Consider the following 24,537-nt stretch of genomic DNA (forward strand, 5'->3'; position numbering starts at 1 on the left):
GCTCGGTAAACATCACTACGCGATTTCCGAAACCTTTTCATTGCTGAGTCGAATGAATCGCTTAGCGGCCGTTCTTAATGTAAAAGTTAAGGATTTGGCCTTGCGGATTCTCGTTGGAAAACAGCGGAATGGACAAAATATTTAATAAATTCGTTACCCCTTGCCAGAGTGGAATAGAATTTGTTAACCATTTCGTGGCAGCTTCCAAATCACGCAGTGACATATTTCGGTATCGCGTAGGGGGCCAGACCACCTTTCGGCGGCGGTAAAGGGGATAATAATGCGGGTACTACTGATTGAAGACGACAGCGCGACAGCGCAGAGCATCGAACTGATGCTCAAGTCCGAGAGCTTTAACGTTTACACCACCGATCTCGGTGAAGAAGGCGTCGACCTCGGCAAACTGTACGATTACGACATCATCCTTCTCGATTTGAACCTTCCCGACATGTCCGGATATGAAGTGCTTCGCACTCTCCGCCTGTCCAAGGTCAAGACACCGATCCTCATCCTCTCGGGTATGGCCGGCATCGAAGACAAGGTCCGCGGGTCTCGGCTTCGGCGCCGACGACTACATGACCAAGCCGTTCCACAAGGACGAGCTCGTCGCCCGCATCCACGCCATCGTCCGCCGTTCGAAGGGCCACGCTCAGTCGGTCATCATGACGGGCGAGCTCATCGTCAACCTCGACGCCAAGACCGTCGAAGTCGGTGGCCAGCGCGTTCACCTGACGGGCAAGGAATACCAGATGCTGGAGCTGCTTTCGCTCCGCAAGGGCACCACGCTCACCAAGGAAATGTTCCTGAACCACCTCTATGGCGGCATGGACGAACCGGAACTGAAGATCATCGACGTCTTCATCTGCAAGCTGCGCAAGAAGCTTGCGAATGCTGCCGGCGGCGCCAACTACATCGAAACCGTCTGGGGCCGCGGCTATGTGCTGCGCGAGCCCGATGGCAGCGAATACGCCGAAAGCGCCTGATACCGAACCCCCTTTACCAATTCAGAAATCCCGCCCTTCCGGCGGGATTTTTTTGTTTGTGCGGGTCGTAAGGTAGCAGGAATCTGCCACGGCATGGACACACGCAAACGCAAAAATGCTCGGGACAGGCCCGAGCATCGTAAGAACTTGAAATGGAAGAGAGAATTAGGCGGCGATTGCCCGGTTGCCGAAGACGGCGGTCAGGATCTTGCGGTCGAAGGGCTTCAGCAGGAAGTCGGTCGCCCCTGCCCGCTTGCCGGCCATCAGCTTCTTCAGATCGGCTTCGATGACGCAGTAATAGATCTTCACTTCCTTGCCGCCATCCATGCCGCGGATGGTGGTGATCAGCTCGAGGGCACCCTCGATGCCGGAATCGACGATGAGGTAATCGGGCAGTTCCGTCTGGCAGGCCGACAGCGCTTCGGAAGCGTTTGACGCCTCGCTGACCAGGAAATCGAGTTCGGACAGGATACGCTTTCCGACCTTGCGAACGACGTCCGAACTGTCGGTGATCATGAAACGCTGCATGACTGCTCCTTCGCCCCACTTCTGTCCCGGTGGCGCTTCCTCAGCCTGAAAGGATAGGTCGATTAGGCTAAGGAAGTCTTACCGAGAAAGAGACAAACTGCTCTCATGCAACCGTAACGTTAGGCCGCAGCGATTTCGGCTGTAAAAATAATCTCTTCGCCGGTTGCCGAATGGCCGAGCTGCATGCCGCATTCCTCGGCGAGCAGGACGGTGTAATAGGGCTGGATCGAGTGGGCATCGACAGCCTCTTCGACATGGCCGGAAGCGATCTCGACGAATTTCGGCGGCATGCGCATCAGCTTGCCCTTGGCGACGAGCTTGAACTTGGCGTCGAATTCCGGATTTTCCAGCGTGATCTCGATCGAGCCGCCGCGCGGGATCGAGGAATAGGCAACGAGGAACAGGTTCAGCAGCAGCTTCACGCGGTTCTTGGCGACGATGGCGCGCGGCCCGGTCCAGGTGACCTCGGTCTTCTTCTCGGCGGCCGCGAAATCCTTGGCGGCGCGCTCGGCTTCGCCCGTGTCGATCGACGCGCCGACGGAGCCGGAGGCACCGAAGGCAAGGCGGGCGAACTTGAGGCGGACGGAGGCGTTCAGCGCGCTGGTGCGGATTAGATCCATGGCATCGGCATCGGCACCGCCCTCATCGAGCAGTTCCAGGCCGTTGTTGATGGCGCCGACGGGCGAGATGACGTCATGGCACACGCGGCTGCAAAGAAGAGCAGCCAGGTCCGGGCCGGTCAAAGTAAGATTTGGGTTCTTGGACATCATCGTCTCCTGATGGCGAATACTTCATTCCGCCATATCTTGCCTGATCAAAATTGCACGAAGTTTGCGCCCGTACTCGGCGCCATAATGACACCATATTTGGTAAACCGATTGTTAAGACGATCGGAGCAAAATGCGTCAATTGCCGGAAACGGCTCATTGAACCGACCATGATGAACGGATGACACCATGCACCTTCAATCCCCAGGAAGATTTATGGGCTTCTGCCGGCTTATTGTCGCGCTGACCATTTCTGCATTCATGCTCTCCTCGCAGCAGGCGGCCGCCCAGCAGGCCAACAGCAGCCAGTACACTGTGCAGGAGATCGTCGACGCCGGACACTCCTTCTTTGGCTCCACCAGCGGCGGCCTCGCCAAGGTTGTCGAAGCCGCCTTCCAGAAATACGGCCTGCCGAACGGCTACATTCTCGGCCAGGAAGGCTCTGGCGCCTTCATCGCTGGCCTGACCTATGGCGAGGGCCAGCTCAACACCAAGAATGCCGGCGAGCATCCGCTCTACTGGCAGGGCCCGTCTCTCGGCATCGACTACGGCGGCCAGGGCACCCGCGTCATGATGCTGGTCTACGACCTTCCCTCGATCGACAGCATCTATGCCCGTTTCGGCGGCGTTAGCGGGCAGGCCTTCGTCATCGCCGGCTTCGGCATGACGCTTCTGAAGAACAACAATGTCCTCGTCGTGCCGATCCGTACCGGCGTCGGCGCCCGCCTCGGCGTCAATGTCGGCTACCTGAAGATCACCCCCGGCCCGACCTGGAACCCCTTCTGATAATGGAGTGGACGGCGGGATTCTTGCCCGCCGTCACCCATCCGCCACTTGCCGCGCGCGCATCGCGTGCGTAATCATTGGCGCGAAGCAAAACACTTTCTGGAAGCATTGACCGCGCCGTGATCGAATACGCTCTTCTATTCGGGCTGGGTTTTCTGACAGCGGCCTTCCTGGTCTTCCTGGTTTCCCCCGCCATCCACCGCCGCATCGTCTGGTATACGGAAAACCGGATGAAGGCGACGATGCCGCTGAGCCCGCAGGAAGTGCGCGCCCAGAAGGATATGGTCCGCGCCCTCTACGCCGCCGACAATGCCCGCACCACGCAGGATCTTGCCCGCGAGCGCGAGAAGTCGCTGTCGCTGCAGCTGCGCCACGATTCGCTGGCGCTCGATGCCGGCCGGCTGGCCGCCGAGATCAGCACCTTGCAGGGCCAGATCAGCGATCTCAACGTCGAGGCCGCCGAACTGCGCTCTCACCTGCGCAAGGACGAGAACTATATCAGCCAGCTGAAGACCAGCCTTCACATTGCCGAGCAGTCGAGCTCACAGAAGGAAGGCGAACTGGAAGCGCTGCGCAGCCGCCTGAACAAGCTTGCCGAACAGTCCGACAACCTGAAGATCGACATGGCGGCTCGCGAAACCGAGATCGAAAGCGTCAAGTTCCGCGCCAATGCGCTGCGCGACGAGCGCGATACGCTGCGCCAGGACGTCAACCTCCTGCAGAAGCGCGCCAAGGATGCCGAGCAGAAGCTGACCCAGCAGGAACACATGGTGATCCGCCTGGAAGACAAGGCTGCCCGCGAAACGGCATCCGCTTCCGACAAGGAAACGCTGCTCACCCGCCGCCAGCAGGAAATCGCCAAGCTGAAGGAACAGCTGAAGGGCGCCAATTCCGAACTGCGCAAGGCAAGCCGCGCCATGCGCGACGCCGGCGTTTCCGGCTCGCTGCTGAACGCCCTGCCCGACGCACCACCGGCCGAGCCGGAAGAGAGCATCGATCCGGCCGCCCTTGCAGCAAGTCTGGCAGACGATGTCCGCGCTCGCAGCGCCGATGTCTCCGACCGAATCCTCAAGGCCAAGACCGTCACCGGCAAGGATAGCGCGCTGCGCGAAGAGATCGCCTCGATCGCTGCCAAGGTGGTGGCACTGACGGCATTGAAGGAAGGCGAGACCTCGCCGATCCGCAAGCTGCTGCCTGAAACCGCCGAGACCGGCGCTCAGGAGCGCCTCAATCTCGCCGGCCGTGCCGCCGCGATCCTCACCGAAGACAAGTAAGCGTCAGATCCGCTTGGCGGCTGATGCCATGGAAAACAGTGTGATCCCGGTTGCCGTCGCGACGTTCAGGCTGTCCAGCCCCTCGGACTGTGGAATCCGGGCGCTGCGGAAGCGCGCGAGAATCTCCGCCGGCAGCCCCTCCCCCTCGGTTCCCGCCACCAGCGCCATGCGCGGCGACGCCGGGATGTCGCGGATATCGACGGTACCGCGCGGCGACAGCGTCCAGATATCGAAGCCGCGTTCCGCGAGCCCGCTCAACAGGCCCAGCGCCGAACCGCTGCGCTCATAGGGAACGCTCAGCACCGAACCGACCGAGACGCGCAGCGCCTTGCGGTAGAGCGGATCGCAGGAGGTTTCGTCGAGAAAGATCGCATCGGCCTTGAAGGCCGCCGCATTGCGGAACATCGATCCGGCATTGTCGTGATTGGAAATGCCGCATCCGGCAATCACCAGCGCCTGTTCCGGCAGCCTGTCGAGGAGGCTCGTCTCGGGCGAAAGCTTCCGGCCGAGCGCCAGCACGCCGCGATGCAGGTGAAAGCCGACGATGCCATCGAGCGTTTCGGCTTCGGCAATATAGACTGGCACATCGTCCGGGAATTCGGCAAGGATGTCGGCAACGCCTGCCGCCCGGTTGGCGAGCAGCAGGATCTTTTCGGCGGCGAAGGTGCCGCGGCGATGCGCCTGCGCCAGCATGCGCAACACGACGGTGCCCTCGGCGATGAACCGTCCCTGCCGCCCCGTCAGGTCACGCTCGCGGATCTCGCGGAACTCCGCGATCCGCGGATCCGCGGCATCAACGATCGTGACGGGAGCGGCCGCCATGGCTCAATTGCCGGCGACGGCGATGTCGGCGACGGTGTGGCCCGTCTTGGTATCGACGACGATCGCCCGGTGCTTGCCATCGGCGCCCTGGCCGTAGAACAGGATCTGGCTGCCCGAAAGCGAGGTCGACTGAACGGCAAAGCCTGAAGGCAGTGTGACCGTGCCGCTGACCGGCGAACCCGACGGCACGCCGTTCGAGGCAACGGGTGCGCTACCCGCAGGTTCCGTCCGCGTCACCTTGTAGACAACGGCGCCGAAGACCGCCATAAGGCTCACAAACATGATGGCGCCCGAGACGATCTGCAGGCGAACCATCTTGCGCCGGACATTTTCCATTGCCGGATCAAGGGGCTTTTCTTCCTGGTCGTCTATCTCGATTTTCGTCATTACGGCGTCCTATGAATTCCTCGGAGAAGAAGCGTCTTGAGCGACCCCTTTAAACAAGCATCCGGCATTAGGAAAGTCCTGACGGCAGACGAGAGCGCCGAAGGCCGCCTCGATGCCTGGCTGACGGCCCAGCTCGGCGCCGAATTTTCGCGCAGCCGCGTCAAGGTGCTGATCAAGGACGGCATGCTAACGGTCAACGGCGCTCCGGCTGCCGATCCGCAGAAGAAGGTGAAGCCCGGCGAGACCTACGAGATCCTGTTGCCCGAGCCTGAGGACCCGGAACCCAAGGGCGAGGACATCCCGCTCGACATCCTCTTCGAGGACGACGACGTCATCGTCATCTCCAAGCCGTCCGGTCTCGTCGTCCATCCGGCCGCCGGCAACTGGACAGGCACGCTGGTCAATGCGCTGATCCACCATTGCGGCGAGAGCCTTTCCGGCATCGGCGGCGTCAAGCGCCCCGGCATCGTCCACCGGCTGGACAAGGATACGACGGGCGTGATGATCGTGGCAAAGAACGACGTCGCCCATCGCCACCTGTCGCTGCAATTCGCCGATCACGGCCGCACCATGCCACTGGAACGCGCTTACCAGGCGATCGTCTGGGGCCGGCCACCGACGCTGAAGGGCACGATCGACGCGCCGCTCGGCCGCGGCACCGCCGACCGCACGCGCCGTGAAGTGAAGCGCGCCGGCAATCAGGAGGCCGACGAGGCGATCACCCATTACGAGGTGCTGGAGCGCTTTCACGAGACGTCGAACGCGCTGTCGCTCGCCTCGCTCGTCGAGTGCCATCTCGAAACCGGACGCACGCATCAGATCCGCGTCCACATGGCTCATATCGGCCACCCGCTGCTCGGCGATGCCGTCTATGGCGGTGGCTTCAAGACCAAGGCGAACCTCTTGCCCGATGATGCCCGCAAGGTCGTCAACGGCTTCAAGCGTCAGGCTCTCCACGCCTATATGCTGCAGTTCGAGCATCCCCGGACCGGCGAGATCATGCGCTTCGAAGCGCCGCTGCCTGATGATATGATGGAGCTTGTCGTGGCTCTTCGCGGGGCGTCTCTATAACGCCTTCGTGAAGACCCCTCTGGCCTTGAACCCCTGTTCGGCCATACTTATCTGTATATGGACTTAGTGCGGGCTCTAGTTTGAGGCGCACGTCCCGGTTTGCCTTTATCGACGCGGGGACGCGTTCCATCGGGAACCGGAATCTATATAGGAGGGTGCAATCATGGCCCGTAACAACCTGCCATCCATTACGGCCGGCGAAGCCGGTCTGAACCGTTATCTCGACGAAATCCGCAAGTTCCCGATGCTGGAACCCCAGCAGGAATACATGCTCGCCAAGCGCTATGCCGAACATGGCGACCGCGATGCTGCGCACAAGCTCGTCACCAGCCATCTGCGCCTCGTTGCGAAGATCGCAATGGGCTATCGCGGCTATGGCCTGCCGATCGGCGAAGTCGTCTCCGAAGGTAACGTCGGCCTCATGCAGGCCGTGAAGAAGTTCGACCCGGAACGCGGCTTTCGCCTGGCAACCTACGCCATGTGGTGGATCAAGGCCTCGATCCAGGAATATATCCTGCGTTCGTGGTCGCTCGTGAAAATGGGTACGACCGCCAACCAGAAGCGTCTGTTCTTCAACCTGCGCCGCCTGAAGGGCCGCCTCCAGGCGATCGACGATGGCGACCTGAAGCCGGAACACGTCTCCGAGATCGCGACCAAGCTCAACGTCTCCGAGGAGGAGGTCGTATCGATGAACCGCCGCCTGTCTGGCGACGCGTCGCTCAACGCCTCGATCAAGGCGTCCGAGGGCGATAGCGGCCAGTGGCAGGATTGGCTGGTCGACGATCACGACAGCCAGGAAGAAGTGCTCATCGAGCAGGACGAACTCGACACCCGCCGCCGCATGCTGTCCAAGGCAATGAGCGTGCTGAACGACCGCGAACGCCGCATCTTCGAGGCACGCCGCCTCTCCGACGATCCGGTGACGCTGGAAGACCTGTCGTCCGAGTTCGACATCAGCCGCGAGCGCGTCCGCCAGATCGAAGTCCGCGCCTTTGAAAAGGTCCAGGACGCGGTCCGCAAGGAAGCGCTGGAAATGGCCAAGGCCGTCCGCGTGGTCGAAGCCACCGCCTAAGGCGCAAGCGTCAAGACAAACGAAAAGGCGGGTCGATGACCCGCCTTTTTGTTTCTGCGATGCGCCTGGCCTTACTGGCTGGTGCTGACGTCGCCGAGCGTGCCCCAGTCGCGGATCGCGGTGGTGAAGGCCTGGGCGCCGGTCGAGCCCTTCTGCATGGTGATCAGGGCGCGGCGGCCGTTGCGGTAGGTGATCGGGATATCGATCCAGTCGCGGGTGGCGAGCAGGTCGAGGTTCGACTTGCGGGCATCCGGATAGTCGTTGAGCGCGATCATGTGGAAGTCGTCGGTGATCTTGGCGGGCACCGCGATCAGCGCGTCGCCGCGATCCTGCTCCGTGCGCTTCATCGAGATGCGCTGGACGCTGTCGATCTTGCCGCCTTCGAAATTCGGCGGCACCGAGAAAACAATCTCGACCAGATGGCTAGCCGGCAGCGACGGGTCGGAATTGCGCTTGAAGGTGACGAGAGCCGAGAGATTGCGCTCGGGAACGGTGACGTTGCCCTGAACGGTGGCGGCATCCTTGCCGCTTGCATCCTTCTCGTGCTGGACGCTCCAGACGACAGAGCCCTGGATCGCAGTCGGCGAGCTCTGGCCGATCCGCTCCTCATAGAGGAACATCTTTTCCGAAGCGCCGACCGGCGCGGTCACCTGCGGCTGCGCGGCTGCGGCATCGCCTGCAGCCGGCGGCTGTGCGGCGGCCGGATCCGTCTGGGCGGCCGGTTGCGCCGGCGCCTGAGCCGGTGCGGAAGAGGCAATGCTCTGCTGCGCGACGGACTTGCCTTCGGCAGTCGGCGTTGCGGCGGCGGTCGCCGGGCCGGCATCGGTTTCGGTGCCGTCGGCCAACAGGCGCTGGTTGAACTTGTTGGTGACGGAGGCGCCGTCATCGAGCGCAGCAACCTGCTTGTTGGCGTCGGCGGCAGGTGCCGCCGAGCTGCCATTGGCGGCCGGTGCCGCAGTGCCCGATGCAGGAGGCGTCGTTGCCGACGGCGTCGTGCTGGCGGCAGGCGCGGTCGTCTCGGCAGTCTTCGGTGCCGAGCTGATCAGGCCGTTGACCATGGCATTCAGCTGGTCGCGGTTCATCCATGCGGCATAGCCGGCACCGCCGAGAACGGCGAGCACCAGGACGATGCCGATGATGCGGCCGAGGCCGAAGCGGCGGCGCTTCGGCTCCATGCGGAAATTCTTGTTCTGCAGCTTGGCAGCGACGATCTGGTCGATATCGGCAACCGGAGCCGTATCGTCATCGTCATTGGCAACGGAACCGCGGCGGCCGTAGCCATGCAGCGCTTCGGCTTCCTTCCACTCGCTGCCGGGAACATCCGGCGCGGGCTGCTGCGGCTTGTTGCCGTGCACTTCGGAAAACAGATCGGAATCGTCTGCGCGCGCCTGAGCGTTGTCGGCCTTCTTCGGCGCATCGATCGGCGGCAGGTCGTCGAAAGCCGCGGCCTCCCACGAGAAGCCCTCGTTGGCAGCGGGCATCTTCGCTGTTTCAGGCGCGGTCTGCAGGCCGGACAGCGCTTCCTCGAAGGCGCGCGCACCGGCGTCCGCCGAAGCGGCAGGGGCGAGGCCAGAGAAATTATGCAGTTCCTGGTCGGCCCAGACGTTATCGGCATCCTTTGGCGGCTCTGCCGGCGTTTCCGCGGCTGGCTCGTTCCATACGGGATCGAAGCGCGCGGCGGCTTCGCTCTGCAGCGGCTCTTCCTGCGTCTGTTCGACGAATTCCTGCGGCTTTTCGAAAGAGGCGAAGGGCTCTACCAGCCGGTTGGCCGGATTGTATTCGCTTGCCCGCACCGGCTCGACGGCTTCCACCGGCTCCGGCTCAACGACAGGCTCTTCATACACCGCCGGTTCGGCAGGGTGATATTCAGGCTCTGCGGGCTCTTCGTGATGCGGCGCCTGCCAGGCTTCGGTGGGCGCATCCTCGACAGGCTGCTGCCACGGTGCCGGCTCAGCATGGACTTCAGGCTCGGCGTGAACCTCCGGCTCAACGTGAACTTCAGGCTCCGCGTGAACGTCATGCTCCGCGTGAACTTCCGGCTCGGCATGAACCTCGGGCTCGACAGCATGCACCGGCTCGTCGTGATAGACGGCCTGCGGCTCTTCGTAAGCGGGTTCGGCGGCAACCGGCTCGTCGTAAACCGGATGCTCTTCGTGAGCGACTTCCTCGACCGGCTCGGCAGCCGCCTCGACGGCATGCTCCTCGGCGGCGGCAACCGGCTCTTCAGCCGGAGCGGCGGGCTCTTCGTAATGCGGCTCGGGTGCGGCCTCTTCGGCAACGGCCGCGGCGGCTGCCTCATCGGGCAGCGCCTCGGCATGTTCGGCCTCGACTTCGCGAATGGCGGCATCCAGCTTTTCAAGCTGCCGTTGCAACATCGCTTCCGGCGGACGCGGTTTCATGTTTTCGAGCTGCCGCTGCACTGCGCCGCGGGCACGCTCGTAAACCTTCACCCGCATCTCGGGGGTATTCTCGGTCAGACCGTCAACGGCCCGCCGGATGACTGCAATAAAATCCGCCATTCGTACTTTCTCAAAAGGCCCGGCTTAAAGCACGGGCCAAATCGGTATGACCCGCGACATTAATCCTCAAAGGGATCGGTCACAAGTATCGTGTCATCTCGCTCAGGGCTTGTGGACAACAGGGCCACCGGCGCGCCGATCAGTTCTTCGACCTGGCGCACATATTTGATCGCCTGCGCCGGAAGATCGGCCCAGCTGCGGGCGCCGACGGTGGATTCCTTCCAGCCTTCAAGCGTGATGTAGACCGGCTCGACGCGAGCCTGAGCAGCCTGGCTTGCCGGAAGATAATCGATCTCCTTCCCGTCAAGCTTGTAGGCGACGCAGATCTTCAGTTCGTCGAGACCGTCGAGAACGTCGAGCTTGGTGAGCGCGATGCCGGTGATGCCGGAGGTCTTCACCGTCTGGCGCACCAGAACCGAATCGAACCAGCCGCAGCGGCGCGGACGGCCGGTATTGACGCCGACTTCGCGGCCGACGGTCGACAGGTGCTTGCCGATCTCGTCATGCAGCTCGCAGGGGAACGGGCCCTCGCCGACGCGGGTCGTGTAGGCCTTGGTGATGCCGAGGACGTAACCGATCGCCGTCGGGCCGAGGCCGGAACCTGCGGCAGCCTGACCGGCAACGGTGTTGGACGAGGTCACATAGGGATAGGTGCCGTGGTCATTGTCGAGCAGCGCGCCCTGCGCACCTTCGAACAGGATGCGGGCGCCAGCCTTGCGCTGGTCGTCGAGGATGCGCCAGACCTGGTCGACATAGGGCAGGACCTGATCGGCAACGTCGTGCAGTTCCTTCTCCAGCGATTCCACCGAAATCTCCGGCAGGCCGAGGCCGCGGCGCAGCGCGTTGTGATGCGTCAGCAGGCGGTCGATCTTGGCAGGCAGCGCTTCCTTGTCGGCAAGGTCGATGGCGCGGATGGCACGGCGGCCGACCTTGTCTTCGTAGGCCGGGCCGATGCCGCGGCGGGTGGTGCCAATCTTGGTGCCGCTGTTGGAAGCCGCATCTTCACGGAAACCGTCGAGGTCGCGGTGCAGCGACAGGATCAGCGGTGCGTTGTCGGCGATGCGCAGCACGTCCGGGTTCACGTTGACGCCCTGGGCGCGCAGCTTCTCGACTTCGGCGACGAAGTGATGCGGATCGACGACGACGCCGTTGCCGATGACGCTGAGCTTGCCGCGGACGAGACCTGAGGGCAGCAGAGCCAGCTTGTAGCTGACGCCGTCGATGACGAGCGTATGACCTGCATTATGGCCGCCCTGATAGCGGACGATGACATCCGCACGTTCCGAAAGCCAATCGACAATCTTGCCCTTGCCTTCGTCACCCCACTGGGAACCGACCACGACTACGTTCGTCATCCAACTCTTCCTGTTACCGGCGGATTATCCGCGCCCTGCTCAAACCCGCGCATCTATAAAGGTTTGTTTTTTGGAAAGCGACCCTGTTATCGCGGTGAAATGGGCTTTTTGCGTGACAAAACAGCCCGCAGCGGGCTATTGCCGTTCCGGTCCACGCCTTCCTCCCCAGCCTTTGCCGCATACGGAAAGAATCATCGTGCAGATCACGGCCTATATTTGCCTCGTCATCGCCACGCTGTGCTGGGGCGGCAATGCGGTGGCCGGCAAGCTGGCGCTGGGGCATGTGAGCCCGATGATGCTGACGCTGCTGCGCTGGACGCTGGCAACGCTGCTGATCGCCGCGGTCTCCCTGCCCTACCTGAAGCGTGACTGGCCGCTGGTGCGCAAGAACCTGCCACTGCTCTTCTTCTACGGGATCATCGGCTACACGACCTTCAACGCCATGCTCTATTCCGCCGTCCAATACACGACGGCGATCAACGTCGCGATCGAGCAGGCCGGCATTCCGATGCTGATCTTCCTGCTGAACTTCGTCTTCTTCCGCACCAGCGTCTCGGCTGCCCAGTTCGCAGGCTTCGGCATGACACTCATCGGTGTGGCGCTGACCGCCGCCCACGGCGATTTTGCGACCCTGCTGCAGCTCAGCCTCAACCGCGGCGACGCACTGATGCTGATCGCCGTCGTCGCCTATTCCGTCTACACGATCTTCCTGCGCTGGAAGCCGCCGGTCGACTGGCGCACGCTGATGGCGATCCCGGCATTTGCCGCCGCGCTGACCTCTGTACCGCTACTGATCTGGGAAAGCTCGAAGGGCAACGCCCAGGTGCCCGATGCGAACGGCTGGGTCATCGCCTTCTACACGGCGATCTTCGCCTCGCTGCTGGCGCAGATTCTCTACATCAAGGGCGTCGAGACCATCGGCGCCAATCGCGCCGGGCTGTTCATCAATCTGGTGCCAGTCTTCGGCACCCTGCTCTCGGTGCTCTTGCTCGCCGAAGAGCTGCAGACCTTCCACATGGTCGCACTTGCCCTGACACTCGGCGGCATCGCGATCGCCGAGAAGGGCCGGCCTAAAGACGCTGCACCGACAGTGCCCGCCTCGCCGGTCGACTAGCCGAGTTCCAGCGTCGTCACGCCATAGACATTCCTAAGCGGGATCGACGGCGCCTTGCCGCGATACATGCGCATCGTCTCCAGCACGGGCACCAGGCCGATGCTTTCGGCCAGCGCCAGGCCGTCCTTGTTGTCTTCGGGCACGTCGATGAAAACCTGCGCGCCATCGGCCTCGGTGATCAGCTGCGCCATCAGCGCGGCAGCCGTATCGGCATCGGCGGCAAACAGCGGGCCGATCTTGTAGCCCTCGTAGCAACGGCGGATCGTGCCGTAGCCGCGGATCTTGCCGCTTTTGCGCACCACGGCGCTCCTGCGGCCCTTGCGGCTGGTGCACCAGGCGCTGACGAATTCCGGCCGCGCCGCCGGGAAGATCGAGGCGTCGTAGCGCACGATGCCATCGGTCTTGTCGGTCACGGCCTGGGCGGTGAGCGACGAGGACGGAACGGAGGTGGCGACGCCGCCGAAGCGGATCGTCTTGTAGGCCGGCTCGAAGCCTGCCTTGCGGTAACTCGGCTGCTGCGCCTCGACGCCGTCGAGACCGATCGCCCGGCCCTCGGCAGATGCCATGCCGGCATTCCAGATCGCCTTGCCATAACCTTTGCCGCGGAAATCGGGATGGACGATGTAGAGGCCGAGAAAGGCGAATTCACCGCCATACTTGACGACCGAGATCGAGCCGACGGGGACTTCCCCGACAGCGCCGACGAAAAAGCCGGAAGGATCTGCATCATGAAACGCGAGGGAATCGTCGAGGCCCGGATTCCAGCCTTCCTGACGGGCCCATTCAAGCACAAGCTCCAACTCGCCCGGCCGCATGGGGCGAACCGCAAACTCCGAATTCATGCAACTTCCCTAACCAACTCTGCTGCAAACCCGCAAAGCGCAACATGAAGAAAAGCTAAAGTCTAGCTTTCCCAGCATCCCCGCCCCGTACGAAGAAACATGTTCATGACTGAAGCGATCAAGCATCGATCGCCATAAGGCACGGCGCGAAGAACTTCGTGCCGCAATTATCATGAAACAACGCTGTAACAATCTCAAGAAAATTACTTAACAAATCGGAAGCGGCGGGCCTCTGAAATAAGCGCGTTTTCGTGATTGCAGAATGCTTTATCGCTTTTTTGAATAGGCCCTGCGCGGCCTCAGTAGAATTTTCGTTATTTCCTTTGGCTTTTCGTTTTATCTTTACCGTTACGAAACGCGCTCTGCACGCCTAAGATGCGCCGCATCAGGTTTGGAAACGACGTTGGCAACCGACACGACAGGCCAGGGAATGAAGACCCCGCCGGCACGCCGCAGACGCGGCCTGGTGCTGTGGCTGATGCTTGCCCTCTCGCTCTCTCTGATCGGCGGCACCGTTCTGCTCTCGAACGACATGCGCCACCTGCGCGGCCTCGCGGAACGGCTGGGCTACAGTTTCGAGAAGCCCAAACCGGTGGCGGCGCTGCCCCGCACCTCTCCACCGCCGCCAAGACCGCGCCCGCCGGTAAAGCCGGTGCTGGCAAGCATCGAGCACGATCCACGGCTGATGGAAGCGCCGCTCGACGAGCTCGCGGCCGCATTCTTCCGGACATGGTGGACGACGGGACCGGCGATCTGCGAGGCCTTGCGCAAGGCAGGCATCGAGACGACGCCCTGGCGCGCTGCCGCCATGAGCGGCGACACCTTCGAATGCACCTTCCAGCAGATCTACAAGCAGGATGCTGAAAAGCCACTGAGTTCCGTTTTCGTGATCATCCGTGGCGACCGCACCGGCGCGATCGCCAATATGCGAGCAAAGCTGGTCGGCCCGGAAACGGATACGGCAGGCAAGCTCGATCCGGCAGCGATGCGGATTTTCGAGACGCTGCTTGCCCAGCCGCACTGGCAGGATTTCTCCGCCATGCTGGCCGCGATCCGCGAGTTGAAGGATGCGAAGGAGGAAAGCTTCGGCGCCAGCATCAGCTTCGCTCGCGAAACGACGAGCGACAACAGCTTCAACTTCATCATCGCCATGAAGGCCGCACCCGGCCCGCAGGTCCGCACGCGGGCCTATTTCTCGGCCGCCCGCTGGCTCGAAATGCCGGAGCAGCCGCCTTCGCAAAAGCGGCCGCCCTATTTTCGCTAGAGCCTAAAAATACGGCTCGAAGAACGTCCTGATGGCGTCGATCTCGTTCGGCCGGATATCGTGGCCGCCCGCATGCCACTCCGTCGTCACCTTGGCCTTTTCGGTTTCGAAATAGGCCGCAAGCGCCTCGGTCAGCGGCACCGGGCAGATCGGGTCGCGCTGGCCGGCGGTGATCAGCACCCGGCGCCCGGAAAGCTCCGGATTGGGCTTCGGCTGGAACGGGATCAGCGGATGCATCAGCACCGAGGCATCGAACAGCCCCTTCTCGATCAGCACATTGGCAAGAATGTTGGCGCCATTCGAGAAGCCGAGGCCGAGGATCTGCGACGCGCCGTGGTCGACGGTCAGATCCTTGACGTAAGCAGCCATCTTCTCCGTCGCCCGGGCAAGGTCGTCCATATCATAGACGCCCTCGCCGGTGCGCTTGAAGAAGCGGGCGGCACCGTATTCGGAAATATCGCCGCGCGGCGAAACGATCGTCGCCTCGGGCAGCAGGCGCCGCCCGAATTCGAAGAACTGGTTCTCGTCGCCCCCCGTGCCGTGCAGCACGAAGAGAATAGGCTTTCCGGGTGCACCGGCATGCAGCCGGTGCACATATGAAGTATCAGCCATTGCTGTTCTCCCGTTAGGCTTCGAGCGGCGGCAGATGCTGCTCGATCAGGTCACGCAGATGCGCGTGCTGCTGCGGCAGCTTCAGCGCCTCGCCGAGATGAGCGGTATCCTCGTCACGGTCGAAGCCGGGTTCGTTGGTGGCGATCTCGAACAGCACGCCGCCCGGCGTACGGAAATAGATCGCCCAGAAGTAATCGCGGTCGATAACAGGCGTCACCTGGTATCCGGTATCCATCAGCGCCTTGCGCACTTCGAGCTGCTTTTCGCGGTTCTCGACGGCGAAGGCGACATGGTGGACCGAGCCGGCACCCGGAAGCGCGCGGTTGATGCTCGGCATCGTCTCGAGGTCGATCAGATGCGCACCGTTACCACCGGGCATGATCAGCCGCTTGACGCCGTCCTTCTCGTCTTGGACGTCATAGCCCATGAACTTCAGGAGCTCGGACGTCGCACCATCGTCACGCAAGCGCATGGCGACCGAGTGGAAACCGCGGATCGCGTGGTCCTCGGAAATGCCGCCATGCGTCCAGGGCTGGCGGGCATCGTCCTTGACCTCGACAAGCGCAAAGCCGTCGCCATCAGGACCGGCGAAGTTCAGGCGCTTCTCACCGAAGCTCTCTTCGGTCTTCAGGCCATCGGCATTCAGCTTCGTCAGGCGATCGCTCCAGAAGCCGATCGAGCCTTCCGGGATGGAGAATACGGTGGTGCCGACTTCACCGGTGCCCGGACGGCCCTTCGGCATCTTCGGGAACGGGAAGTAGGTCATGATCGTGCCCGGCGAGCCGGTCTCGTCACCATAGTAGAGATGATAGACATCGGGCGCGTCGAAGTTGACGGTCTTCTTGACACGGCGCAGGCCGAGCGCATCGGTGAAGAACGTATTGTTGGTGCGGGCATCCTCAGCCATCGACGTGACGTGGTGCAGGCCCTTGATCTGGTTCAACATGGAAAACCCCTTTCTTGCCCGCATCGGCGGGCTTTCGATGGGTGATAGATGATCCTTCATCCGCCGCAGGAATAGCCCCGCAGATCGACACGCATTGTCTCCAATTATTGAACGACAAAAGACACGCGTTCAGAAAATCTAGCCATCCTGCGGGTTTGGCGGCAGTGCCCAATCGATCGGCGTCCGCCCATGGGACTGCAGATAGGCATTGGTCTTCGAGAACGGCTTGCTGCCGAAAAAGCCGTTATGGGCCGAAAGCGGCGACGGATGCGGCGCCTTCAGCACCAAATTCCGGGACGTGTCGACGAAGGCTGCCTTGCGCTGCGCATAGGAGCCCCAGAGGATGAAGACGACATTCTGGCATTCCTCGTTGACCCTGCGGATCACCGCATCGGTGAACTGTTCCCAGCCCTTGCCCTGATGCGAGGCGGCCTGTGATTCCTCGACCGTCAGCACGCTGTTCAGGAGCAGCACGCCCTGCTTGGCCCAATGTTCGAGGAAGCCATGGCGGGCGCGCTCGATGCCGAGGTCGCTTTCCATTTCCTTGTAGATATTGACGAGCGACGGCGGGATACGCACGCCGGGGCGCACGCTGAAGCAGAGCCCGTGTGCCTGGCCGAGACCGTGATAGGGATCCTGCCCGAGGATCACCACCTTCACATCCGCCAGCGGCGTCAGGTCGAGCGCCCGGAAATATTCCGAGCCCTTCGGAAAGATGTGCTTCCCCGCCTGCTTCTGCGCCTGCAGGAAGGCTTTCAGCTGCTGCATGTAGGGGCTGGAGAACTCGGAAGCGAGCGCCGTCTTCCAGCTGTCTTCAAGGGCAATCGTCTGTTCGGTCATCTGCTGTCCCGTTCTCGCCGAACGAGCTCTATGTGGCTCGAAAAGGGAATTCGGATGTAATTTAGCGATCCCAACGGATCAAAATTTACGAAGTCCCGGTAGTGTGTTGATAATCGCCGACGGATTCAAGCGCTGGCTGGGGCTTATTCAGAATGAAATTTGGAACAAGTGGACTGCGCGGCCTCTCCGCCGATCTCAAGGGACGGGCCTCGGCGCTCTATGCGGCGGCCTTCGGTCATTACCTGCTGGAAAGCGGACGCGCCAAGACGGGTGACCTGATCCTGCTCGGCCGGGATTTTCGCGATTCCAGCCCGGAGATTGCGCAAAACTGCGCGGCTGCGCTGACCGCCCTCGGCTTCCGCGTCGCCGATTGCGGCACCGTTCCGACGCCCGCACTGGCGCTCTACGGCCTTCAGCAAAAGGCCGCGAGCCTGATGATCACCGGCTCGCATATCCCCGCCGACCGCAACGGCATCAAGTTCTACCGGGCCGACGGCGAAATCGACAAGGCCGACGAAGTGGCGATCTCCGAGAGAGCCGTAAAGCTCGACGCCTCCTATGTGATGCCACAGGCAACCGCGAGCGCGCTCGACCGCGCCGCCGTCTGCGCCGAAGGCTTCTTTGCCCGCAACGCCGCGATCCTGCCCGCCAAGGCGCTCGCGGGTCTCAGGATCGGCGTCTACCAGCATAGCACTGTCGCCCGCGACATGCTGATCGAGCTGCTCGCCCATTACGGCGCCGATGCCATCCCGCTCGGCCGCTCCGAGACCTTTATCCCCGTCGATACCGAGGCCGTCTCGGCCGAAACCATCGATCTCCTCAAGGGCTGGGCCGCGGCCCATAAGCTCGATGCCATCGTCTCGGCCGACGGCGACGCCGACCGGCCGCTGGTGGCCGACGAAACAGGCACACCGCTGCGTGGCGACCTCCTCGGGCTGATCTCGGCGAAGGTCCTCAATGCCGCCGTCGTCGTCACCCCCGTCACCTCGAATTCCGGCATCGAAAGCGCCGGAAGCTTCACGGTCACCCGCACCAAGGTCGGTTCGCCCTTCGTCATTTCGGGCATGCAGGAAGCCGTTGCCGCCGGCAAGGACCGCGTCATCGGCTTCGAGGCCAATGGCGGAACGCTGACCGCATCCGAATTCCAGCTGAATGGCGCCGCCCTCGCCCCGCTGCCGACCCGCGACTGCTTCCTGCCGATGCTGGCGGTGCTGTCGCTGGCAGCCTCCGCGCGCAAGCCGCTTTCGGCGGTCGCCGCCTCCTTCGCATTGCCCGTCGCTGCGGCCGACCGGCTGGAGAATTTCCCGGTCGAAACCAGCACAAAACTGATGGCCTACCTGCGCCAATCGCCTGACAACCTCGCCGAATTCCTGAAGCCGATCGGCGAACCGGGCAGGACCAGCGATATCGATGGCCTGCGCGTAACGCTTAAGGATGAACGCATCATCCACTTTCGGCCCTCCGGTAACGCACCGGAAATGCGCTGTTATGTAGAAGCAAAAGACGAAGCGGCGGCAGCCTCGCTTCTGGATGCCGGCTTGAACCGCATCCGGCAGTGGGCCAACGCGAATTGAACCAAGACCTACGACCGCAAGGAAACACCTTATGACGCAGAAGATCGTTCCCGTGATCATGGCCGGCGGCAAGGGCACGCGCCTGTGGCCGCTGTCGCGCGCATCGGCGCCGAAGCAGTTCATCCAGTTCATCGGCGACCGCACGCTGTTCCAGGAAACGCTCGCCCGCGTCTCCGACCCCGCGATGTACGAGGCGCCGGTCGTTCTCACCAACGAGGAATTCCGCTTCCTGGTGGCCGAACAGGCGCGCGAGCTCGGTCATGAATTGAAGGCGATCCTGCTCGAGCCGTCCGCCCGCAATACCGCACCCGCCGTTGCCGCCGCCGCCGTGCTGATTGCCGATCTCTTCGGCAAGGACACGCTGATGCACGTGCTGGGTTCCGATTACGAGATCGTCGCCGACAAGAGCTATTTCGACAGCGTACGCACCGCCGAAGCGACGGCCGCCAAGGGCAAGCTCGTCACCTTCGGCATCGAGCCGACCGAAGCTGCGACCGGCTACGGCTATATCGAAGGCGGCGAGAAGCTCGCGACCGGTGCGCTCAGCGTCAAGCGCTTCATCGAAAAGCCGCCGCTTGCCAAGGCCGAGGAAATGCTGGCCGCCGGCGGCTTCTACTGGAACTCCGGCATGTTCATGTTCCAGGTGTCGGCACTGCTTTCCGAGATGCGCGACTATGCGCCGGAAGCGCTGCGTGCAGCCGACGACGCGGTTTCCAAATCCGCCCGCGACCTCGACTTCATCCGCCTCGACGCCAAGGCCTTCGCCAAGGCGCCGAACATCTCGATCGACTATGCGATCATGGAAATGACCGCCAACGCCGCCGTCGTCCCCTCGCCCTTCAAGTGGTCTGATCTCGGCAGCTGGGACAGCGTCTGGAAATCCGGCAAGCGCGACGAGCACGGCAATGTCGCGACGCAGAACACCACGCTGATGAACAGCCATAACTCGCTGGTCATGAGCCATGGCGTCCACCTCGCCGTTCAGGGCATGGACGACATCGCCGTCATCGCCAGCGAAGACGCCGTCTATGTCGGCCGCCTGCAGGACAGCCAGAGTGTGGGCGATATCGTCAAGACGCTGGCAGCCCTGCCGAAGACCGCGAAGCTGACCGAGACCCACCCGACCTCCTACCGCCCCTGGGGCGGCTATACCTCGATCCTCAACGGCGACCGCTTCCAGGTGAAGCGCATCTTCGTCACCCCGGGCAAGAAGCTCTCGCTGCAGAAGCACCATCACCGCTCCGAGCACTGGATCGTCGTCAAGGGCACCGCCGAAGTGACGATCGGCGAGAACGTCCAGATGCTGCGCGAAAACGAGTCCGTCTATATCCCGCTCGGCGAGGTCCACCGCCTTGCCAATCCGGGCAAGATCGTCCTCGAACTCATCGAGGTCCAGACCGGCTCCTATCTCGGCGAAGACGACATCATCCGCATCGTCGACGAGTTCGGACGCAACTGACAGCAGCGCTTGTCTTGAACTTATGACCTTCACTCTGTAACACGGTCGCGTTCTGCCACTGGCGGGACGCGACCGTTTTCAGGATGAAAGTTACCCCCATGCGTATTGTTATGATCGGTTCTGGTTACGTCGGCCTCGTGTCCGGCGCCTGCCTTGCGGATTTCGGCCACCACATCACCTGCGTGGACAAGTCCGAAGCCAAGATCGATGCCCTGGAGCGCGGCGAAGTGCCGATCTTCGAGCCGGGCCTCGATGCGATCATTGAGCATAACCGGGCGGCGGGCCGCCTCGACTTCTCCAAGGATCTGGCAGCCCCGGTTGCCGCCGCAGATGTCGTCTTCATCGCCGTCGGCACGCCGTCGCGCCGCGGCGATGGTCATGCGGACCTGAGCTATGTCTATGCCGCAGCCCGCGAGATCGCCGCTGCCGTCACCGGCTTCACCGTCGTCGTCACCAAGTCCACCGTTCCCGTCGGCACCGGCGACGAGATCGAGCGCATCTTCCGCGAAGAATTCCCGGGCAAGGATATCGCCGTCGTCTCGAACCCCGAGTTCCTGCGCGAAGGTGCTGCGATCACCGACTTCAAGCGCCCCGACCGCATCGTCATCGGCACCGAGGACGCCCGCGCCACCGAAGTCATGCGCGAAGTCTACCGTCCGCTCTATCTCAACGAGGCACCGCTCTATTTCTGCGAGCGCCGCACCTCCGAGCTGATCAAGTACGCCGCCAACGCCTTCCTGGCGATGAAGATCACCTTCATCAACGAGATCGCCGACCTCTGCGAGCAGATCGGCGCCGACGTGCAGAAGGTTGCCAAGGGCATCGGCATGGACAAGCGCATCGGCGACAAGTTCCTGCATGCCGGCCCCGGCTACGGCGGCTCCTGCTTCCCGAAGGATACGCTCGCCCTCGTCAAGACCGCGCAGGACTTCGACAGCCCGATGCGGCTGATCGAAACGACGGTCGCGATCAACGACAATCGCAAGCGCGCCATGGGCCGCAAGGTCATCGCCGCCTGCGACGGCAGCGTGCGCGGCAAGAAGATCGCTGTCCTCGGCCTGACCTTCAAGCCGAACACCGACGACATGCGCGACGCCCCCTCGATCACCATTATCCAGGCGCTTCTCGATGGCGGCGCAGCCGTTCACGCCTATGACCCCGAGGGCATGGAAGCCTCCAAGGGCATGCTCGGCCCGGTCGTCTATGGCAAGGACCCCTATGAGATCGCCGAGGATGCCGACGCGATTGTCATCGTCACCGAATGGGACGAATTCCGCGCCCTCGACTTCAAGCGCCTGAAGACCACAGTCAAGACGCCCACCATCGTCGACCTGCGCAACATCTATCCGGCCGCCGAAGTCAGCAAATACGGCTTCAGCTACTTTGCCGTCGGCAAGAAGAGCGAGAAGAAATAGGCATGCATTATTTCATCACCGGCACGGCAGGCTTCATCGGCTTTCATCTGGCCCGGCGCCTGCTGCAGGATGGACATCAGGTCACCGGTTTCGATGGCCTGACGCCCTATTACAACGTCAAGCTCAAGCATATGCGCCATGCCGCGCTTGCCCAGTTCCCATCCTTCACGCCGGCGATCGCCATGCTCGAAGACCGGGAAGCGCTGGAGGCGGCGATGGACGCCGCCAAGCCTGACGTGCTGGTGCATCTCGCTGCCCAGGCCGGTGTCCGCTACAGCCTCGAAAACCCGCGCTCCTACCTGAGCTCGAATGTCGATGGCTCCTGGAACATCCTGGAACTCGCCGGCAAGCATAAGATCAAGCACCTGATGCTCGCCTCGACCTCCTCGATCTACGGCGCCAATCCCGACGTCCCGTTCCGCGAAACCGATCGCGCCGACGAGCCGCTGACCATCTATGCCGCGACGAAGAAGTCGATGGAACTGATGGCGCACAGCTATTCGCACCTCTACAAGCTGCCGGTCACCGCCTTCCGCTTCTTCACCGTCTACGGCCCCTGGGGCCGCCCGGACATGGCGCTCTTCAAGTTCGTCAAGAACATGCTCGAAGATCAGCCGATCGAGATCTACGGCGAAGGCAAGATGAGCCGTGATTTCACTTATATCGACGATCTCGTGGAATCGATCGTGCGCCTTTCGGCGGTCATCCCGGCCGAAGACAACCGCGTCGGCGACACTGGGGTCGAGACCCTGTCGCACCAGGCGCCTTTCCGCGTCGTCAATATCGGCGGCGGCCAGCCTGTCAGCCTGATGGACTTCGTCCAGACCGTCGAGCACGCTCTTGGCCAGTCCGCCAAGCGCACCATGCTGCCGATGCAGAAGGGCGACGTTCCGCGCACCTTCGCGGCCCCGGACCTGCTCGTGGCACTGACCGGCTACAAGCCGGAGACGACGCTGGACAAGGGCGTGAAGGCTTTCGTCGAGTGGTATCTCGAAGCCCGCGCCGACATGGAAATCCCGGCCTAGCGGCCGCTGGCGCCAGGCGTGGCATGATTGCGGGCGCGCGGCGAGATCAGCCGCGCGATATCCGCGGCCGGCGCCGGATAGCCGAGCGCATAGCCCTGCAGCGTATCGCAGCCGATCGCCGTCAGCACCTCGGCATGCCCCTCCGTCTCGACGCCTTCGGCGATGACTTCGACATTGAGCGCCTTCGCGATCTCGATGATCGAGCTGACGACGCGGTGCTGCTCTTCGGATTCGACGATATTGTTGACCAGCTGCCGGTCGATCTTCAGCCGCTTCGGGCGCAGCCGCGCAAGGCCGATCAGCGAGGCATGGCCGGAGCCGAAGTCGTCGATCTCGATATCGATGCCCATCGTCTTGATCCGGTCGATGTTGGCGAGCAGCCGGTCGTCGGAATCGTCGAGGAAGATCGTTTCCACCAGTTCGAACGACAGCGCACCCTGCGGGATGTTCAGCGCTTCGAGATTGGCAAGTAGCGCCGGATCGAAGAGCCGCGGACCGGATATGTTGACCGCAACACGCGGCACCGTCGCACCCTGGTTCTGCCAGTCGAGGCGGTCTTCCAGCACCTTGCCGAGGATCGCAGCATCGATCTGCGCCGCCAGGCCCGCCTCGTCGGCGACCTTCAGGAAGACGGCGGGCGACAGCACGCCCTTCTCCGGATGCGCCCAGCGCGCCAGGGCTTCGAGCCCGGCGATCTCGCGCGTCTTGGCGTCGAGCTGGATCTGGTAATAGGGAATGATCTCGCCGCGTTCCAGCCCGAGCTTCAGCTCTTCGGCGAGCCGCCGCTTGCTCTGCAGATCCTCCTGCAGCTGGCGGCTGAAGAACTCGATGCGATTGCGGCCGAGCCGCTTTGCATGGAAGAGCGCCAGATCGGATTCCGTCAGCAGGTTGCGCGAGCTGCGACCGTTGTTCCAGGCAATGCCGATCGAGGTGCCGGATTGCAGAAGCTCCTGGCCGAAGCGGATCTTCTTGCTGAGGCGGCGCTGCAGATCGGCAGCGATCCGCTCCAGTTCCTCCCTGCCGGCAAAATTCCAGAGGATGATGACGAACTCGTCGCCGCCGACGCGGGCGACCATGCCGTTTGCCGGAATACCCGCGGTGATGCGCAGTGCAGAGGTGCGCAGCACCGTGTCGCCGGCGGAATGGCCGTGGCTGTCGTTGATCTGCTTGAACTGGTCGAGATCGAGATGCAGGACGGCGAGCGACGAGACCGACTTGTCGCCATGCAGTTCGCCAAGCCGCTTGTCGGCAAGACGGCGGTTCGGGAGTCCCGTCAGGTAATCGTGCTCCGCCGCATATTCGATCCGAGCGTTGCTCTCTTCGAGCGCCCGGGCGCGCGCCTCGGCGACCATGCGCTGGCGCTGCAGCTCGGCATTGAGCTCGACGTCGGCGGTGACATCCCATTCGGCACCGATGAAGGACGGCGCGCCCTCTTCGCTCAGGAAGAAATGCGCGCGCGAACGCAGGTGGCGGATTTCGCCGTTCGGCCAGATGATACGGAATTCGGAATTATAGGCGCCGCGGCGCGCGATCGCGTCGTCGAACTCGACGAAGGCGCGCTCCTTGTCGTCAGGGTGAATGGAGTCTTCCCAGATGGAGGTCGGCACCGCCCGGGTGTCCTGCCCCGTCTGGTAGATGCGATGCATCTGCGCGTCCCAGAGAATTTCGCTCTTGCGGACATCATGCTCCCACACGCCGATCTGCGACGCATCAAGCGCGAGCTCGAGGCGCCTCAACAGATCCTGAAATTCGCGTTCCGACCGGGTCGGTTTGTTATGGGGCAATGCAGTTCAACCTAACAGCGGCATTCGCCGTTCATACTACCTTCTCAAAGCCCGATTAACGAAGCCTTTTACGTATTATCGAACTAGTTACTAGGTGA

21 protein-coding genes and 1 pseudogene are annotated in these 24,537 nt (G+C 62.6%); 11 read left to right on the forward strand and 11 right to left on the reverse strand.

Features of this window, described 5'->3' with window-relative positions:
• Nucleotides 1-280: 280 nt before the first annotated feature.
• A pseudogene (ctrA, locus tag ABIE40_RS14755) lies at nucleotides 281-983 on the forward strand (response regulator transcription factor CtrA).
• Nucleotides 984-1,148: 165 nt separating this feature from the next.
• Here ctrA and ABIE40_RS14760 read toward each other — a convergent pair.
• Together ABIE40_RS14760 and chpT are read right to left on the reverse strand one after the other, a co-directional pair.
• Nucleotides 1,149-1,511 carry a response regulator gene (locus ABIE40_RS14760; protein ID WP_112711439.1) on the reverse strand — a complete coding sequence of 121 codons (363 nt, stop codon included), beginning with the start codon at nucleotides 1,509-1,511 and terminating at the stop codon, nucleotides 1,149-1,151.
• 119 nt (nucleotides 1,512-1,630) lie between these two features.
• A complete protein-coding gene (chpT, locus tag ABIE40_RS14765; protein WP_112711440.1) occupies nucleotides 1,631-2,278 on the reverse strand; it encodes a histidine phosphotransferase ChpT in 648 nt (215 codons plus the stop codon).
• A 189-nt stretch (nucleotides 2,279-2,467) separates the two neighbouring features.
• Between chpT and ABIE40_RS14770 the strand changes: the two genes are divergently transcribed.
• The gene (locus ABIE40_RS14770) at nucleotides 2,468-3,064 is read left to right on the forward strand and encodes a DUF1134 domain-containing protein (protein WP_112711441.1); all 597 of its coding nucleotides are present in this window, start codon (nucleotides 2,468-2,470) and stop codon (nucleotides 3,062-3,064) included.
• Nucleotides 3,065-3,183: 119 nt separating this feature from the next.
• A complete protein-coding gene (locus ABIE40_RS14775; RefSeq protein ID WP_199627678.1) occupies nucleotides 3,184-4,338 on the forward strand; it encodes a coiled-coil domain-containing protein in 1,155 nt (384 codons plus the stop codon).
• Between the two features lie 3 nt (nucleotides 4,339-4,341).
• Here ABIE40_RS14775 and ABIE40_RS14780 read toward each other — a convergent pair whose 3' ends face one another.
• Both ABIE40_RS14780 and ABIE40_RS14785 read right to left on the reverse strand, forming a co-directional pair.
• Nucleotides 4,342-5,160, reverse strand: coding sequence for a TrmH family RNA methyltransferase (locus tag ABIE40_RS14780; RefSeq protein ID WP_199627680.1), 819 nt, complete (start codon nucleotides 5,158-5,160; stop codon nucleotides 4,342-4,344).
• A gap of 3 nt (nucleotides 5,161-5,163) precedes the next feature.
• Nucleotides 5,164-5,547: a hypothetical protein gene (locus ABIE40_RS14785; RefSeq protein ID WP_112711444.1), complete on the reverse strand. Its 384-nt coding sequence runs from the start codon at nucleotides 5,545-5,547 to the stop codon at nucleotides 5,164-5,166.
• A 36-nt stretch (nucleotides 5,548-5,583) separates the two neighbouring features.
• Between ABIE40_RS14785 and ABIE40_RS14790 the strand changes: the two genes are divergently transcribed.
• Together ABIE40_RS14790 and rpoH are read left to right on the forward strand one after the other, a co-directional pair.
• Nucleotides 5,584-6,618, forward strand: a complete 1,035-nt coding sequence (locus ABIE40_RS14790) for an RluA family pseudouridine synthase (protein WP_199627682.1) — start codon at nucleotides 5,584-5,586, stop codon at nucleotides 6,616-6,618.
• Nucleotides 6,619-6,781: 163 nt separating this feature from the next.
• Nucleotides 6,782-7,690: an RNA polymerase sigma factor RpoH gene (rpoH, locus tag ABIE40_RS14795; RefSeq protein ID WP_112711446.1), complete on the forward strand. Its 909-nt coding sequence runs from the start codon at nucleotides 6,782-6,784 to the stop codon at nucleotides 7,688-7,690.
• A gap of 71 nt (nucleotides 7,691-7,761) precedes the next feature.
• Here rpoH and ABIE40_RS14800 read toward each other — a convergent pair whose 3' ends face one another.
• Both ABIE40_RS14800 and ABIE40_RS14805 read right to left on the reverse strand, forming a co-directional pair.
• On the reverse strand, nucleotides 7,762-10,209 hold the full coding sequence (locus ABIE40_RS14800) for a hypothetical protein (RefSeq protein WP_199627684.1): 2,448 nt from the start codon (nucleotides 10,207-10,209) through the stop codon (nucleotides 7,762-7,764).
• A gap of 59 nt (nucleotides 10,210-10,268) precedes the next feature.
• Nucleotides 10,269-11,564 (reverse strand): adenylosuccinate synthase, encoded by a 1,296-nt coding sequence (locus ABIE40_RS14805; protein WP_112711449.1) that lies wholly within the window; start codon nucleotides 11,562-11,564, stop codon nucleotides 10,269-10,271.
• Between the two features lie 196 nt (nucleotides 11,565-11,760).
• Here ABIE40_RS14805 and ABIE40_RS14810 point away from each other — a divergent pair, with 196 nt between their 5' ends.
• Nucleotides 11,761-12,678 carry a DMT family transporter gene (locus ABIE40_RS14810; RefSeq protein ID WP_199627686.1) on the forward strand — a complete coding sequence of 306 codons (918 nt, stop codon included), beginning with the start codon at nucleotides 11,761-11,763 and terminating at the stop codon, nucleotides 12,676-12,678.
• On the opposite strand, the gene ABIE40_RS14815 is transcribed toward ABIE40_RS14810, so the two are convergent.
• A complete protein-coding gene (locus ABIE40_RS14815; RefSeq protein WP_199627688.1) occupies nucleotides 12,675-13,520 on the reverse strand; it encodes a GNAT family N-acetyltransferase in 846 nt (281 codons plus the stop codon). The two genes, ABIE40_RS14810 and ABIE40_RS14815, sit on opposite strands and share 4 nt — an antisense overlap.
• 403 nt (nucleotides 13,521-13,923) lie before the next feature.
• Here ABIE40_RS14815 and ABIE40_RS14820 point away from each other — a divergent pair, with 403 nt between their 5' ends.
• Nucleotides 13,924-14,784 carry a DUF6030 family protein gene (locus ABIE40_RS14820; RefSeq protein WP_199627690.1) on the forward strand — a complete coding sequence of 287 codons (861 nt, stop codon included), beginning with the start codon at nucleotides 13,924-13,926 and terminating at the stop codon, nucleotides 14,782-14,784.
• 3 nt (nucleotides 14,785-14,787) lie between these two features.
• Here ABIE40_RS14820 and ABIE40_RS14825 read toward each other — a convergent pair whose 3' ends face one another.
• The 3 genes from ABIE40_RS14825 to ung all read right to left on the reverse strand — a co-directional run bounded on the left by ABIE40_RS14825 (nucleotide 14,788) and on the right by ung (nucleotide 17,182).
• Complete coding sequence (locus ABIE40_RS14825; protein ID WP_199627692.1) at nucleotides 14,788-15,396, reverse strand: alpha/beta hydrolase; 609 nt, start codon at nucleotides 15,394-15,396, stop codon at nucleotides 14,788-14,790.
• Nucleotides 15,397-15,409: 13 nt separating this feature from the next.
• Nucleotides 15,410-16,342: a VOC family protein gene (locus tag ABIE40_RS14830; RefSeq protein ID WP_199627699.1), complete on the reverse strand. Its 933-nt coding sequence runs from the start codon at nucleotides 16,340-16,342 to the stop codon at nucleotides 15,410-15,412.
• Nucleotides 16,343-16,480: 138 nt separating this feature from the next.
• A complete protein-coding gene (gene ung, locus ABIE40_RS14835; protein ID WP_199627700.1) occupies nucleotides 16,481-17,182 on the reverse strand; it encodes a uracil-DNA glycosylase in 702 nt (233 codons plus the stop codon).
• 152 nt (nucleotides 17,183-17,334) lie between these two features.
• Between ung and ABIE40_RS14840 the strand changes: the two genes are divergently transcribed.
• The 4 genes from ABIE40_RS14840 to ABIE40_RS14855 all read left to right on the forward strand — a co-directional run bounded on the left by ABIE40_RS14840 (nucleotide 17,335) and on the right by ABIE40_RS14855 (nucleotide 22,655).
• Nucleotides 17,335-18,756, forward strand: coding sequence for a phosphomannomutase (locus ABIE40_RS14840; RefSeq protein ID WP_199627701.1), 1,422 nt, complete (start codon nucleotides 17,335-17,337; stop codon nucleotides 18,754-18,756).
• A 31-nt stretch (nucleotides 18,757-18,787) separates the two neighbouring features.
• Entirely contained in the window at nucleotides 18,788-20,215 is a 1,428-nt protein-coding gene (locus ABIE40_RS14845) for a mannose-1-phosphate guanylyltransferase/mannose-6-phosphate isomerase (protein ID WP_199627702.1), read from the forward strand.
• Between the two features lie 98 nt (nucleotides 20,216-20,313).
• Nucleotides 20,314-21,630, forward strand: coding sequence for a UDP-glucose dehydrogenase family protein (locus ABIE40_RS14850; protein WP_130284014.1), 1,317 nt, complete (start codon nucleotides 20,314-20,316; stop codon nucleotides 21,628-21,630).
• A gap of 2 nt (nucleotides 21,631-21,632) precedes the next feature.
• Nucleotides 21,633-22,655, forward strand: coding sequence for an NAD-dependent epimerase (locus ABIE40_RS14855; RefSeq protein ID WP_199627703.1), 1,023 nt, complete (start codon nucleotides 21,633-21,635; stop codon nucleotides 22,653-22,655).
• Here ABIE40_RS14855 and ABIE40_RS14860 read toward each other — a convergent pair.
• Complete coding sequence (locus ABIE40_RS14860) at nucleotides 22,652-24,439, reverse strand: putative bifunctional diguanylate cyclase/phosphodiesterase (RefSeq protein ID WP_199627704.1); 1,788 nt, start codon at nucleotides 24,437-24,439, stop codon at nucleotides 22,652-22,654. The genes ABIE40_RS14855 and ABIE40_RS14860 overlap by 4 nt on opposite strands.
• Nucleotides 24,440-24,537 lie beyond the last annotated feature (98 nt).

It is taken from the genome of Rhizobium sp. OAE497 (assembly GCF_040546565.1).
Lineage (GTDB): Bacteria > Pseudomonadota > Alphaproteobacteria > Rhizobiales > Rhizobiaceae > Rhizobium.